Raw genomic sequence first — 13,453 nt, forward strand, 5'->3', positions numbered from 1 at the left:
GCGCTCGCCCACAGACGAAAAATCTCAAGGCGGGGGACCCTATCGTCCTCGGTTGTCTTCTCCTCAGGGAGTGCTCGTGAGTGGTGTGCTTCGGGCAGACGACCGCCGCGGGAGCTGGGGGACTTCCGCGGCGGCCGTTTGGGTGAACTAACCGGGGGGAGGAGTCGGACCCCGGTTAGTTCAGGTAGGGGGTTTAGTTATCGTTAGTCCGACGGCGGACGGCGTAGGTTCCACCGGCTGCTGCGGCCAGGACCAGCCCACCACCGAGAGCCAGCATGATCGGTACCTCGCTTGGGTTTTGTTTCACCACACCGGTATCGGCACCGCCCTTAGGTACCGCACCCATCTGGTCCATCCCGTCGTTTCCTGCATTACCTGACTCCGAAACCTCAGGAGCTGGGGCGGGAGCCGGGGCTGGCGTGGTGGGTGCTGGTGCCATGGCTTCAGCGCCGACGGTGAGGGTGCCGCGCATGTTGCCGTGGAATTTGCAGAAGAATCCGTAGCTTCCCGCCGCGTCTGGGGCGGTGAAGGTAGCGCTTGCTCCGCCAGGGATGGTGACATCGAAGGAGCCATCATCAGCGGTCACGGTGTGGGCTTCGGTGTCGTTGTTGGTGACGGTGATTTCACCGCCGGGGTTGACGGTGCCGGGTCCTGTAAACACGAAGTCATCGATGCTGATGGACATTGCTCCGGTGGTCATGGCTGGTACTGCTTGGGATACCGGGCCAGGGGCGGCCATGGCTACCCCAGTGGATCCGAGGCCAGCTCCTGCGATCAGGGCTGCGGTGAACGTGACGCTGAGAACTTTGTGCCTGGTGATCATGAGAAGGCCTTCCGGCGAGGCGTTTAGGGGTGACAACTACCGGGCGATCAGTCGACTTGATACGCCGTTGCCATGAAACCTCTGCCACGTGATATTCGTCACCCACATCCGGGTGGATGGGTTACCCACCAAAGCCTGGCGAATACTGGCGTCCCGGAAGAAGATGGCAGCACCGGAACAACCGGTGAGTCAGTCGGCGACCGTTGTGGAGGCCATCTGCGGTTTTGCTGCGGCCACGGTTTTTGACGGCCTCTCAAGTCTTCCGGAGTTTCTGGGCCGATTTGGCTGCGGGACTCGTTCTTGACCGGCATCCTGATTCGTTGACGTATCAGGGTGGTATCGGCGTTAGTGCGGACTCTCAGCGATGCCTTCATCTGAAGAAGGGGTTCTGTTTAGGTTTTTTGGTTGGGTGGCTTGGGGCTTTTGCCACGGCCACTTGCCGGTGATTTCGAGTTCAAGGGAAAAGCTGAGGAATGTTCGTATCAGGACGATTAGCCCTAGCACTCCGACTGATTCGAACGTGGGGGTTACTGCAACGGTCCGGATGATGTCCGCTGCTACCAGCAGCTCGAGGCCGAGAAGGATGGATCTACCTAGTCGTCGTCGGTAAGTCTCGTACGTATTGGGGCTTTCAGTTTGCCGACGCCTCAGCAGTGCCCGAGCGGCGATCAGGCTCGCGACAACGATGCCGATCACTATCGCGGCAACTCCTGCAGCATCGACCGCTTTACCTATTCCTTCCATCGTTTCCTGGAATTCCACTGTGATGTACCTGTCTTGTTGGAGGTGCCGGGCTGAAGTTGTCTGCGGACAAGTGCACTCTGTGCGGTTCTGTTGTCATGCGCAGACCTAAAGGCGTGTTACTCGGATTCGTGGCGGGTGGAAGTTCCTTCTGAAGGCGTATCCTCGTCGTTCCGTCGGCGAACCACCAACCATTGGGTCACCACGATGATCAGGGCGACGGCGGCGGTGATGATCAGGGTGAATGGGTCTGATTGCGCTTTGAGAAGGATGAAAGGTAGGAGGACGGCGATGTCGAGGACGATCGCTACCCAAGGAACCCAGATTTTCGCTTCGATGTCGTCTTTGAGGTGCCGGATGACGCCCCAGTGGATGGCGATATCCATGACGAGGTAAAGGATAGCGCCGAGGGACGCGATTTGGGAGAGGTCGAAGAAGGCGGCCATGACGATTGCTAATCCCGCGGTGATGTAGAGCGATTGGTGTCCCTCTTTACCGGGAAGGCCGGGGGCCTGGCCCATGTCACGGAGCATGTCGTAGAACTTCGAGACAGAGAACAGGCTGGCTACTAGGCCTGAGAGGGTAGCGATGACTGCGATGGCCACGGTCAGGCTCACCCCCCATGATCCGAACGCCGGTTCGGCTGCTTCTGCGAGGGCGTAGTCGCGTGCCTCCACGATTTGGGGAACGGTGAGGCTTCCGGTGACCGCGATGGTGATCATCAGGTAGAGCACGGTGCACAGGCTGATGGCGATGATGATGGACCGCTTGATGTTTCGTGTGGGATCACGCAGGTCCGCGCCCTGGTTGGTGATCGTGGTGAATCCCTTGTAGGCCAGAATGCACAAAGTGACCGCTCCGAGGAATCCCAGCAGTCCTGTTTCTGGCGGGGTGCGGTCAGCGCTGGTGAAAAGTTTGCCGAGGGAGGAGATGCCGGCGGTGAGGATTCCGGCTACGGCTAGGACAGCGATACCGACGATCTTGATGGCGGCGGTGATCGTAGCGGAGCGTTCCACCATTGTGTTGCCAACCAGGTTCACTATCGCTGCACCCGCGATTGCGATCACGGCTAGTACGGGCACCCACAGGGTGGAGTCCTGCATTCCGAAAGGGCGCAGGAGGTAGGTGGCGAACGTGCGCCCTAGAAGGCTTTCGGCCAGGACCATCGATACGTACATGAAGAGCGAGAACGAGCCAGCGACCACTCCGGGGCCGTACGCGGCCTTCAGTAGCATGGCGATGCCGCCGGAGGATGGATTCTTCGCGGAGTAGCGGATGTAGGAGTATGAGCTGAATCCCACGACCACGGCGCCGGCGAAGAACGCCCAAGGTACCCAGCCGCCGGCGAGCTCGGCGACTTGGCCGACGAGAGCGAAGATACCCGCTCCGATCATGACTCCTGTGCCCAACGCCACTGACCCGGTCAGCGACAGGTTCTGGTCATTCTTTGATGCTGATTCGTCTGCCATAGTGTTGTCCTTTTCGCGTCATGTATTCACTGAAGTCTTCTTGACGGCGGTCTGGCTGGGCCTTGCCTGTGGCAGAGCGGCTTTGTCCCAATGATCGCGTAAAGCTCCAACCGAAGATAGCGACGAACAGGATGGCTGCCGTCACACGGAGCAAACTCCGTGGGGAGTGGCGGTGGTTGGTTCCTACCCGAAGCGCCGTACGGCTTTGGTTGCGCTGGCGAGGATTTTTACTCGATAGCTAGGGATGACGCGCTGACAGCTTCCAGGTAGGGCTGCTCTTCCCAGTCCTCGAATGCGTCATCATCAAGATCTACTTGTAGGTCTTGTTCCACGGTTGCTGTATAAAACTCTTCGTGCACTTCACCAATCACCCCTACCGGCATTCCGGGGGCAAGTTCAGGAAGGTCTTCTTGATGGATAACCAGCAAGGGCTTGATAACGACTGCGTCGATGTCGACCACATCTTCTTGAGGTGGAATTGTGTTGCTGACGAGGGTGAACATGTTGGGGGAAATGACCTCTCCGACGATGGCGGCGACGGTCACTTCCTCGCCAACATAGAACTCTAGGTCGTCGAAGAACTCGGTGTCGTAGACCCCCGTGTAGTCGGCGTAGGGCTGAGCTGGCTCGGTGGAGGCCTCGAGTGCTTCATCGCTTTCGGCTGTCTCCTCATTGACGAGGCTAGGGAGGTCATCGTCAGTACTTGAGCACCCGCTTACCCCGAGCAACGCTGCGGGCAGGAGGACTACCACAGCACATTTGCCCAACATTTGCTTCTTCCGGCTGTTCATCATGGCTCCTGTTCTCTAAATGGACGGTTCCCATCCACCTTGTCCGCATTGGCTCTAATCGGTCAAGGAACACCGACCTTTTGAGTATCCGCACGTATATGGAAATGGGTCACAGTCCGGTCGCATATTCCGGGTTAAGTCACAGTTCGGCGGCTGGGGTATCCGTGCGGGTCACGGTTCGATAACTGGGGTGGAATGCGATAGAAAGCATGCTTACGGTCGAAGGGACGTAGAAAGCACAGTCCAATCACTTGCCGGGACCGGTGCGTCACGGGCCCGGTGAAGGAGGAATCATGGCTATTCAGCAGAAAAACCACTGGGCACGCAAGATGGCGTTCGCTGGGATCCTCCCATTCGCTGCGTTAGGTTTTGTGGCTTGTGGGGATGAAACCGTTGTCGAGGAGGCAGAAGAGGAGGGCCCCGCCGCAGTGACGGCCATACTTGGTGAAACTGTGACGTTGCAGACCGAGGTACAGGAAATCGTGGGGTCGAACGTTTTCACGGTTGGAGATGGTGACACTCTCATTCTCGGTACCGGAATGACCGACGCCCTCGAAGAGGGAGATGAAGTGCAGGTAACCGGTGACGTGCGCAACTTCATTCTCACCGACATCGAATCAGAGGGTTTCGATTTTGACGATGACGAGTCTGCTTACGTCGTCGATTACGAACGGGAGCTCGTCGTCGTTGCTGACGATGTGGAAGAACTGCCTTAGTTCAAACCCACAAAAGCGTTAATACCCTGCCATGTCATAAGGATGGGTCCCCGTTCTTGGGTCGAGCTATCTGCCGACGCAAGAACGGGGACCGGCCAGGCCCGGACACTATTCCCGGCAGCGAAGTGCAAGGTGGCCGGACAGGTGCTCGGGATTCGCAACGATGACGACAGCGAACGTCGAGGCCCATATTGCCGCTCCCTGCATCACGGACCTGAGCCATCGCTTAATCCCGTTGTATATAGCCAATTTTAGTCGCGCCACGATCCAGTAGGAGGGTCACAATCAGCCATATCCGCAAGAAATTCGTACCGAAGCAAAGCCAAGACCAACATAATGATGTGATGGCTTCCGAACCAATGCGAAAAAGGACGGACCACTGGTTCACGCGAGGCTGGGTCATCATTGTGGGGTTCATCCTCACCGCGGTGCTAGCCACCATCAACTGGTTGCAGTTAGCATCCCTCGAGAGGTCCCTTGGGGGTGTTTCAGTTCCCGAAACACAGTTGCTCGGGTATGGCGTCGACTACGTCGGCGTCGTTGACGCCCAAATGACCGACGAGCTCCTGGAACGTTATGGTGCTTCCCATTATTTATGGGACGTACTCTTCTCCATAGCCTTCGCCCTCACCCTCGCAATGCTTGCGCGAAGGATCGCACGCGGACGGAAGACCCTGTGGTTCCTCATTCCCATTCCGGTGCTCTACGCGGCAGTGAATATCGCAGAAAACTTTGCCCTTGAAGCGCTCATGGGAGCCGACCAGATCACTTCCCAGGCCGTGATGTTCGCATCTACCTTGACCGTGCTCAAAACAATTTTGTTCGTGCTTAGCCTGGCGACCGTGCTGCTCACGCTCGGAACACGGCCGCGGCCGCGGCCCTAAACAAATATCTGAGATACACGGACAATGTATCCGAAACACAAACCGCCGCTATGCGTCCGCGAACATTTGCAATGTCACCTCATCATCGAACGAGTGTCCGTGTCAGCTGAGGGTGCCATGCCTTCGCGTTTGAGGAAGGGCGCCACGGGCCGCATGAATAGAACCAAGACGAAAACTCGGTATTAGTGAGAACACTTCCTTCACCAGAGCGTCGCTACGGCTGTATGGCTTTGTCTCTTGTTTCAAGTCCCGTTCCCACAAACCGCGGACACGTCGCAAGAGGAGGGGAGGCATAGATGGGGCCCGTGAAATCTGAAGCCTGAACGATTCAGGCTATGCACAGCACCCGTTCAGGTAATTCCCTGCGGGTATGCACAGTCTTTTCAGCGCTCTGTCTGACTTTGGACATTGTGCCTACCTACCGTGAAAAAGGACGATTGACTCTCTAGCGGTAGGAACAGACGATGACTCGACTCAGCAGGATTCGTATCGGGATGACAGTGCTGGACCGGACCGGAGCGGTTATTGGTGTGGTGAAAGCACTGGAGCTCACTGAAGGAGTTAAACCTTCGACGAGTCTGATCCTGGACGACGGCGCAAGGAGTCGGCAGCTACTTGAAGCTGGTGCGAACAGGTCCCGCCGAAGGGCACCGTCGGTTCGTAAAGGGTATCTTTTGATTTCAACCGATACCGAAGAGGATATCGTCGAGTCTCTGGAATCGATCGGTCGCGTTGCTGATACTGCTGTCCATTTGTCGGTGGCCCGACAAACGGAGTCCGTTAAAACCGAGCCCGCGAGGCACGCGAGCAGCGGCTTTCTGGCAGAGGCCTGAACCGGTCAATCGGAAGCAGCAATGGAATGAGTCAGGCGATGACCTCGACGCTTTCGCATCGGGATCATCGCTTGACTTCGTAACGAGAGCGGATCGGCGGTGTTTGTCTTAGCCGTCCTCACCGGCGTCGGCGGCGATCGACGTGTCAAGTTCCGTTGCGTCGATGAACCGTTCCTCTTCCCAACCCGTGAACAGAGCATCGCCCAAATCAATGTCGAGTTCTTCCTCGGTTTAGGGTGACGTCGAGGGTTGCCTCAACGAATCCGGTGACAGCAGTCCCCTGGGTGTACTGAGCCGTTACGGTCGACGTCGGTCACTTCTATTCCCGTACTCGAGGCCACTTATCGTGCCGTGCTCTGCGTGCATCAGTCACCACCACAGCTGTTGCGTCGGGGTCCACCCGTACGCAACAAGAATCGGAAATTTCCGGGCAGGCTTCGTGTTGAGAGGTTGACGTATCAGGGTGTTATCGGCGTTCTGCTTGGAAACGTCCCACACTGGCCCAGTAAAGGTGTGGCACTTCGTCCCGCAGCGGTGGGAGCAAAGCTGTGTCAGGCCAGAGGTGCGGACTTTGATCTGCCAAGGGTGGGTGTGGGGCTCGGGTCGAAGGCAACATGGGTCGGCCTTCCCGCGCGATAGATGAACCAGATCACGGACCCGATGAGTGGTGCGGACACAACCAGTGCCACCCAGAGAAGCTGCAACGTCAGAGAGATGTGGCGGCTGTGGGCAATGGATATGATCGCCCACAGGATAAGGAAAATTACCGAGGACCCAAGGACTAGAGAGAAGATCTCCCATGCGTCTGGGACAAGTGGATTAGTCATTGCAATTCCCCCTGAATGGGCACCGGTTGCCGTTGAACGAATAGTAACCCCAACTGAGAAGTTTCTGGGCACGTCCAAGAGCCGGCTTCCTTACCGCCATTGGCGGGTATCGAGTCCGGTCCATTCGACATGTTCTCCAGCGGGCACGAGGCCGTCGGCCCAATCCACCGGGAGAACTTCTCCATGACCGGTGGGATCGCCGATTTCGTCCGTCACGATGATTTGCGCAAGGTCCTTGATCGACAGGTCATCGTCGAACAGTGCTTTGAATTCTGGGAGTATGTATCGGCGCCCGAGGATTGGTCCTGACGCCGATTCTCGGTAAAGGACCACGACTGAGTCATCGTCTAGGACCCGACCTCTAATCCATTCGCAGCCGGGAATCCACCAGGTTCTTTGGTTCTCGAACAGTGCTGCGATCGAGTCCAGCAGCAGGTGGGCTTCCGCTGTTGTTGTCGATCCATTCTTTCGGACCGTTCCTTTGTTGTGCGGTTCTGTCCGGTGTGGCCATTGTGTCCAGTGGCGGGCGGCGGGTTCGTTGTGCATGGTACGGGCCAGATCCTTCCAATGATCAGATAGGTCGTCCAAGGGTGAGTACCCCGAGCGTGAGCCGCCATCGCCGCGGAGTTCATGCCAGACCGGTAGCGGATCGCTCAGATCGACTGCCTCGCGCAGGCCACCGTTCACGACGGCGAAAACAGTCCACTCCATGTCCGCTGCGGCGCTCTCAAGCGTCTCGTCGCAGGCATCGCAGTTACACGGGGGATGGTGGCTTCCCATCAGTGTTCCGTAGTGCAGGCGAACGCCTTCGCTGGTGAGCTCGAAGGTGATCGGTGAACACGCGGGGTCCGCCGGAATGACCTTGACCAGAGACCTGTTAATCGAGGGATCAACAAGGGGGAAATCGCTGCCGTCCGGCGTCTCTTCCTTGGCATCGAAGTGGAACACAAGGTACCGAATCAAGTCTCTAGCGAGTTCCTGCAGCTGTGCGAAGCGTTCGGGATGCGTGATGCGGCTATAACTGTCCTCCGGGGGGCCGTCACCAAAGGCCCAGCGGTTGCCGTAGTCGATGACAGATCCATCCGGGGCGAAAAAGGCCGGCGTGGCGACGTCTTTCCGCCGATAAGGTTCCATGAGGAGATACTAGACCTGACTTTCACAGCCAAGAGCGGCTAAGCATTGATCGTTTGTCCGGAAAGTCCTACAGGAAGATCGAGAATGTGAAAAAGCATGAAGAGGAGATGGCTCCGCATAGTGGTCGCCATGTCATTCGTTTGTTCTCCGGTTATGCAGATTCACCGATATGGGCGGCGAACGGTCCCGTCGATTACGCCGATTCGGCATTGACGGAGGAACTCGTAGCAGATCTAACCGCTTGGGACAGCAGTTCCTACGGAGGAGTCGATGGTCTCCTCATCGAAATGTCGGAAGCGTCCAAGGCCCTGGCCGAAGAATTAGCTGACAGGCTCGCCACTGAGCTAGGCGATGGCTTCGTCGTCTCCTGTGATGGCGACGTCGGGTCGGCCATGTTCGCGAGCAAGATGCCACCAACGAATCCCGACGCCGCGGCGGCCTTCACTAAACTGATTGATGACGAGCTGAAGCTCCAGGAATTCTCGCGGGGCAATATGCACTACTACGCGCCGCTTTCCGGGCAGGTCTTCAAGGGCCCAGGCAACCATCGTGATAGCCGGGACCCCGAAACTCCTGGCACGACGTAATAGACCGTTATCGGCGTTAGATATGCCATTTGCCGTTCAAACGGAACCGTTGGAAGGATCAGCAAGGATGACATTCTCGGGAAGGAAACTATTAGCAGTCCCGATCTAGAAAGTATGCGATTTTACCGACAGCACGCCTACGAAGTCTGCGTCTTGGCCCGCATGGCCTCAACGGGCTGGCCGGTCGGGCCATAGGTTGAAGGACTGGAGGTACTCAGTTGATTCCGCCTGATCGCGGAACTCAAGCAGATTCCCAACTTTCTCGAGGAGCACCTCACAAAGCAGCACCTGGAGCGCTCCAGGAGACGCCGATTCGTCCACAACAGGTTCAACAGATACGGGAGGCCTTCGATAGAGCGGGTCTTGCAGGTCAAGGGGAGCGGAAGGCTCTGACCAATTCATTGGTTATTCGTGACGTGGCATCACTGCTTGAGCTCCGTGCCGTTGAGGTGCGGCGGATACTCATCGCCATCGAACAGCGATCAGCTGATAGGCCAAAGTCCAGAGGCTCCGCTTGGGCAAATCGGGACGAGGATACCTGGATAGATAAACTCTAGGTATCCATTGCCGAAACGGTCTCTGCTCCGCGATGCAGCCTCAGTTGTCAGTGATGGACTCTAACAGCCACTGCTGTGACAACGCTGCCCAGGGCGAACCACAGCATCCACTCACCAGCGACGGACCGCTGTTAAAGCGACCAAGCGCGACGCACCTTCGTCACCGCGCATCCTGGGCTGATTTCGACGGCAGGCAATGAGTCGTGTCCCGTCCGATATCGATCGTTTTGGAGCGTCTGAATTAGCAGACCATTGAAAAGCCTTCCGAAGCGGGGCCGGAGCTCAAACTGGGATACTGGACAAATGTCAGAAGGGATGCCCGAAGCTGGGGCCAACATCGAACACGTTATCCATACTTCAAGTGGTCGGCTGGTATTGCGTCGACCTGTTCCTAGTGATGCGGACGAGTTGTTCCGAATGTACTCAGACACTCGCCTCATTGAATGTGACCCAATGCTCGCTCACCCCTCAATCACCCATACCCAAGCAGTCCTCCAACGCAGAATCGCTGAATGGCAACAGTATGGGCACGGATTGTGGGTACTCCTGGAAGGTGACGCGGCGGGCGAGGTGGTCGGGATGGGTGGCTGCCAGCTGCAGGCAGACATCGCATGGAACCTATCCTTCAGTCTGCGTCCCCAAAGCTGGGGGCGAGGCTACGCTCAGGAAGTCGCTTCAGCTGGCATGGGACTAGCCCAATCGACTCGTCCGGAACTTCCGATAACGGCTGTTGTTGCTGAGCGCAACGAACGGTCCCAACGGGCGATCGAAAGAGTTGGACTCCACAAAGAATGGCAGGGCCCGGACAACTACGATCCTGACCCTGCGGCAATGATGCTGCTGTACGCCGACCGCGTGTTATCCCATGATCAAACTTCGGCCCTAACTCGCTAGCGACCAATGTAAAGAACAAGCGAAAGATTCGATTCTCTTTCTCCTGGAGGTTGCCATGGCTGGCTACTAACTGTCATCCGAACAGCTTTCCATGTGGTGGCCTCCGAACGCGTCTAACAAACCATGGTTATCGATCGGGAGTAGCCCTACGTGTCAGGGTTGGGTGAGGCCAGTACTTCGTAGCAACTTCGTCTAGTTCGTAGGGCGAGAACCAGGATCACCACTAATGTCTATCTCCACAATTTCCCCGCCGCGGGAGAATGGGTCGATGAGTAATCCTGGCCCCAGGTCCGGAGGCCCGACCCCTCGTAGGTCGTTCACTCCGGCACAAAAATTGGCGTACTTGGATGCGTACCAGCAGGCCTGTGACGATGGCACCGGCGGCGGGGCTTACCTGCGCCGCGAGGGCCTGTATTCTTCCCAGATCACCGAGTGGCGTAAGCTCCGCGACGCCGGTGTCCTCGAGGGCAAAAAGCCCGGGGAAAAGATCGGCAAGCCCACTGCTGAACAGGCAGAAATCGGGCGTCTACGTCGGCAGCTGGAGGTGAGTGAACGCAAGCTGGCACGGACTGCAGCTGCGTTGTCGATAATGGAAAAAGCACGGCTGCTTTTGGAGGATATCTCCGAAAGCGCGGAGCAGCAGCCCTGGTACAAGAAACCCTGATGAGCGCCTACACCGCCCTCACCCTGGCGGATATCTCTACCCGGTGGGTATGGCACTCTGAAATGGCCCCACTTAGGGGACTTTTAGCCGTTTGAAGTGGCCCCACCCTCGACCCGCCCGTAGCGTTCTTTTTGTCGGCCAAGACGAAGAGATCGGAACGGGTTTGAAAGAGAGATCGAGAGTGAAGCAATTCGAGCGTATCCGCCTTGATGCGAGGGATAAAGATATGTCGGTCAGAGAGTTGGCACGGGTGCACGGCGTTCACCGCCGTACCGTCCGGGCCGCGTTGGCGGAGGCCACGCCGCCGGCACGGAAGACGCCGGAGCGGAAGGCTCCGAAGCTGGGGCCCTGGGAGGACACCATCCGGGCCTGGTTGACCGCGGACCAGAAGTCACCGCGCAAACAGCGCCACACGGCCCGCCGGATCTGGCAGCGGCTGGTCGATGAACACGGCGTCGTGGTTGCCGAGTCCACGGTCGCCCACGCTGTGGCCAGGATCCGCCGCGGGCTCGTCGACACGCAGGCTGACGTCGCGGTCCCGCAGACCCACACCCCGGGCGGGGAAGCCGAGGTCGATTTCGGCGAGTTCCAGGCCGTGATCGGCGGCGTGCAGGCGAAGCTGTTCATGTTCGTGATGCGGCTGTCCTACTCCGGACGCGCCGCGCATGTGGCCTACGCGAACCAGTCGCAGGAGTCCTTTCTGGACGGGCATAACACCGCGTTCGAACGCTTCGGCGGGATCCCGGCCAAAATGATCCGCTACGACAACCTCAAACCCGCTGTCACCACCGTGATCCTGGGCCGTGAACGGCTGGAAAACGAACGCTTCATCGCCCTGCGCTCCCATTACGGGTTCGACTCGTTCTTCTGCCTGCCCGGCATCGACGGCGCCCACGAAAAGGGCGGCGTCGAAGGTGAAGTCGGCAGGTTCCGCCGCCGCTGGCTGACCCCGGTTCCGGAGTTCGATACCCTGGCCGGGCTGAACGCGTATATGGCTGGCTGCGATGTCAAAGACGACCACCGCGTCATCACGGGCCGCCCCGTCACCGTCGGTGCCGCGGCAGCGGAGGAAGCCGGCATGCTTCGGCCGTTGCCGGCGGACACGTTCGAGGCCGCCTCGACGTTCTCGTTCAAGGCCGACCACAAGTCCCAGGTCTGCGTCCGCCAGTCCTACTACTCGGTCCCGGCCCGCTATGCCGGGCGCCGGGTCAGCGTCCGGCTCGGTGCCCGCACCATCGAGATGTTCGCCGAAGGCGCCCGGATCGCGTCCCACGTCCGGGCCATCCACAAGTATTCCTACGTCCTGGAACTGGACCACTACCTTGAGGTCCTCACCCGCAAACCCGGCGCCCTGGCCGGGGCAACAGCGCTGATGGCCGCCCGCGCCTCCGGGGCCTTCACCGGAGCCCACCAGAAATACTGGGACAGGGCCCGGGCCGCGCTCGGCGACAAGGCCGGCACGAAGGCCCTGATCGAGGTCCTGCTGATGGCCCGGACCCTGCCGGCCGCCGCGGTCACCGGCGCCATGGAGAACGCCGTGAGGACCGGGGACTTCGACCCCGATCATCTGGCCATCCACGCCCGTGCCAGCCAGAGCTTCCACCACGTCCCGGCGGCGCTACCTGATGAAGTTTCCGGACGGATCAGGCACCTGCCCGACCGCTGGGAGCCCTCGCTGGCCGGCTATGACGGGCTGCTGGCCGCGGCGGGCAGCCGATGAGCGCCGGGCAAGGACCGTCCATGGGCCAGCTCAGTGAGCCCGCCGCCGCGGCGGCGATCGGCGCAGCCTGCAAAACCCTGTATCTGAGAGGCACCGCGCAGGTCGCCGGGTCCATGGCAGCCGAAGCGGCCCGGCAGCGCCTCAGCCACCAGGCCTACCTCGCCGAGGTCCTGACCTATGAATGCGAGGAACGCGATAACCGCGCCCGGGCCCGGCGGATCAAGGAAGCGAAGTTCCCTCGCAGCAAACGCCTCGAAGACCTGGACCTGGCCCAGATCCCTGACCTGCCGCCGGCGACCCTGACACACCTGGCCACCGGCGCGTGGATCGATGCCGGGGAACCACTGGTACTCCTCGGCAATTCCGGGACCGGGAAAACACACCTGCTCATCGGCCTGGGCATGGCCGCCGCCGAGCAGGGACGGCGGGTCCGCTACATCACCACGGCCGCGCTGGTCAACGAACTCGTCGAGGCTGCCGACAACAAGGAGCTATCAAAGCTGGTGGGCAAATACGCGCGCCTGGATCTCCTTTGCCTCGATGAGGTCGGCTACGTCAAGCTCGATACCCACGGCGCCGAGCTTTTGTTCCAGATCATCACGGCCAGGGAAGAACGGGCGTCCATCGCCTGCGCAAGCAACGCCCCGTTCAGCGAGTGGGGCCAGACGTTCACCGACCCGCGCCTCGCGGCGGCGGTCGTGGACCGGCTGACCTTCCGCGGCCACATCATCAACACCGGCACCGATTCCTACCGGCTGAAAACCACCCAACAGACCATCAACAAGTCCCGGCAAAACTGACCGGAACACCAAC

Annotated in this window: 12 protein-coding genes and 1 pseudogene; 8 read left to right on the plus strand and 5 right to left on the minus strand. The window is 59.2% G+C overall.

Annotation, left to right across the window (positions count from 1 at the left end):
• Positions 1-193: 193 nt before the first annotated feature.
• The 4 genes from H4V95_RS01115 to H4V95_RS01130 all read right to left on the minus strand — a co-directional run bounded on the left by H4V95_RS01115 (position 194) and on the right by H4V95_RS01130 (position 3,827).
• Positions 194-823: a cupredoxin domain-containing protein gene (locus H4V95_RS01115; RefSeq protein WP_209728273.1), complete on the minus strand. Its 630-nt coding sequence runs from the start codon at positions 821-823 to the stop codon at positions 194-196.
• A gap of 345 nt (positions 824-1,168) precedes the next feature.
• The gene (locus H4V95_RS01120; RefSeq protein ID WP_209728275.1) at positions 1,169-1,585 is read right to left on the minus strand and encodes a DUF1622 domain-containing protein; all 417 of its coding nucleotides are present in this window, start codon (positions 1,583-1,585) and stop codon (positions 1,169-1,171) included.
• 98 nt (positions 1,586-1,683) lie between these two features.
• Positions 1,684-3,033 carry an APC family permease gene (locus H4V95_RS01125; RefSeq protein ID WP_209728277.1) on the minus strand — a complete coding sequence of 450 codons (1,350 nt, stop codon included), beginning with the start codon at positions 3,031-3,033 and terminating at the stop codon, positions 1,684-1,686.
• Between the two features lie 227 nt (positions 3,034-3,260).
• The gene (locus H4V95_RS01130; protein WP_209728279.1) at positions 3,261-3,827 is read right to left on the minus strand and encodes a hypothetical protein; all 567 of its coding nucleotides are present in this window, start codon (positions 3,825-3,827) and stop codon (positions 3,261-3,263) included.
• Between the two features lie 290 nt (positions 3,828-4,117).
• Between H4V95_RS01130 and H4V95_RS01135 the strand changes: the two genes are divergently transcribed.
• From H4V95_RS01135 to H4V95_RS01145, 3 genes are all read left to right on the plus strand, one after another.
• Positions 4,118-4,540, plus strand: a complete 423-nt coding sequence (locus H4V95_RS01135) for a hypothetical protein (protein WP_209728281.1) — start codon at positions 4,118-4,120, stop codon at positions 4,538-4,540.
• Positions 4,541-4,884: 344 nt separating this feature from the next.
• Positions 4,885-5,424: a hypothetical protein gene (locus H4V95_RS01140; protein WP_209728282.1), complete on the plus strand. Its 540-nt coding sequence runs from the start codon at positions 4,885-4,887 to the stop codon at positions 5,422-5,424.
• Between the two features lie 464 nt (positions 5,425-5,888).
• Positions 5,889-6,257, plus strand: a complete 369-nt coding sequence (locus H4V95_RS01145) for a hypothetical protein (RefSeq protein ID WP_209728284.1) — start codon at positions 5,889-5,891, stop codon at positions 6,255-6,257.
• Positions 6,258-7,174: 917 nt separating this feature from the next.
• Here H4V95_RS01145 and H4V95_RS01150 read toward each other — a convergent pair.
• A complete protein-coding gene (locus H4V95_RS01150) occupies positions 7,175-8,218 on the minus strand; it encodes a DUF6226 family protein (protein WP_209728286.1) in 1,044 nt (347 codons plus the stop codon).
• Positions 8,219-8,304: 86 nt separating this feature from the next.
• Between H4V95_RS01150 and H4V95_RS01155 the strand changes: the two genes are divergently transcribed.
• The 5 genes and pseudogenes from H4V95_RS01155 to istB all read left to right on the plus strand — a co-directional run bounded on the left by H4V95_RS01155 (position 8,305) and on the right by istB (position 13,440).
• Positions 8,305-8,805 carry a hypothetical protein gene (locus H4V95_RS01155; RefSeq protein WP_209728288.1) on the plus strand — a complete coding sequence of 167 codons (501 nt, stop codon included), beginning with the start codon at positions 8,305-8,307 and terminating at the stop codon, positions 8,803-8,805.
• 872 nt (positions 8,806-9,677) lie between these two features.
• Positions 9,678-10,256 (plus strand): GNAT family N-acetyltransferase, encoded by a 579-nt coding sequence (locus H4V95_RS18860; RefSeq protein ID WP_395939858.1) that lies wholly within the window; start codon positions 9,678-9,680, stop codon positions 10,254-10,256.
• A 268-nt stretch (positions 10,257-10,524) separates the two neighbouring features.
• Positions 10,525-10,875, plus strand: a pseudogene (locus H4V95_RS01165) (IS3 family transposase); the annotation flags it as partial.
• 226 nt (positions 10,876-11,101) lie between these two features.
• Complete coding sequence (istA, locus tag H4V95_RS01170) at positions 11,102-12,640, plus strand: IS21 family transposase (RefSeq protein ID WP_312883904.1); 1,539 nt, start codon at positions 11,102-11,104, stop codon at positions 12,638-12,640.
• A gap of 20 nt (positions 12,641-12,660) precedes the next feature.
• Positions 12,661-13,440, plus strand: a complete 780-nt coding sequence (gene istB / locus H4V95_RS01175) for an IS21-like element helper ATPase IstB (protein WP_245345517.1) — start codon at positions 12,661-12,663, stop codon at positions 13,438-13,440.
• The last annotated feature ends 13 nt before the right edge of the window (positions 13,441-13,453 follow it).

It is taken from the genome of Arthrobacter sp. CAN_C5, from assembly GCF_017875735.1.
Classification (GTDB): domain Bacteria; phylum Actinomycetota; class Actinomycetes; order Actinomycetales; family Micrococcaceae; genus Arthrobacter_D.

What these genes read in the sequence shown, in the direction of transcription:
- H4V95_RS01115 (WP_209728273.1), bottom strand. Translation starts at nt 823, where the DNA reads ATGATCACCAGGCACAAAGTTCTCAGCGTCACGTTCACCGCAGCCCTG.
- H4V95_RS01125 (WP_209728277.1), bottom strand. Translation starts at nt 3,033, where the DNA reads ATGGCAGACGAATCAGCATCAAAGAATGACCAGAACCTGTCGCTGACC.
- H4V95_RS01130 (WP_209728279.1), bottom strand. Translation starts at nt 3,827, where the DNA reads ATGATGAACAGCCGGAAGAAGCAAATGTTGGGCAAATGTGCTGTGGTA.
- H4V95_RS01135 (WP_209728281.1), top strand. Translation starts at nt 4,118, where the DNA reads ATGGCTATTCAGCAGAAAAACCACTGGGCACGCAAGATGGCGTTCGCT.
- H4V95_RS01140 (WP_209728282.1), top strand. Translation starts at nt 4,885, where the DNA reads ATGGCTTCCGAACCAATGCGAAAAAGGACGGACCACTGGTTCACGCGA.
- H4V95_RS01145 (WP_209728284.1), top strand. Translation starts at nt 5,889, where the DNA reads ATGACTCGACTCAGCAGGATTCGTATCGGGATGACAGTGCTGGACCGG.
- H4V95_RS01150 (WP_209728286.1), bottom strand. Translation starts at nt 8,218, where the DNA reads ATGGAACCTTATCGGCGGAAAGACGTCGCCACGCCGGCCTTTTTCGCC.
- H4V95_RS18860 (WP_395939858.1), top strand. Translation starts at nt 9,678, where the DNA reads ATGCCCGAAGCTGGGGCCAACATCGAACACGTTATCCATACTTCAAGT.
- istB (WP_245345517.1), top strand. Translation starts at nt 12,661, where the DNA reads ATGGGCCAGCTCAGTGAGCCCGCCGCCGCGGCGGCGATCGGCGCAGCC.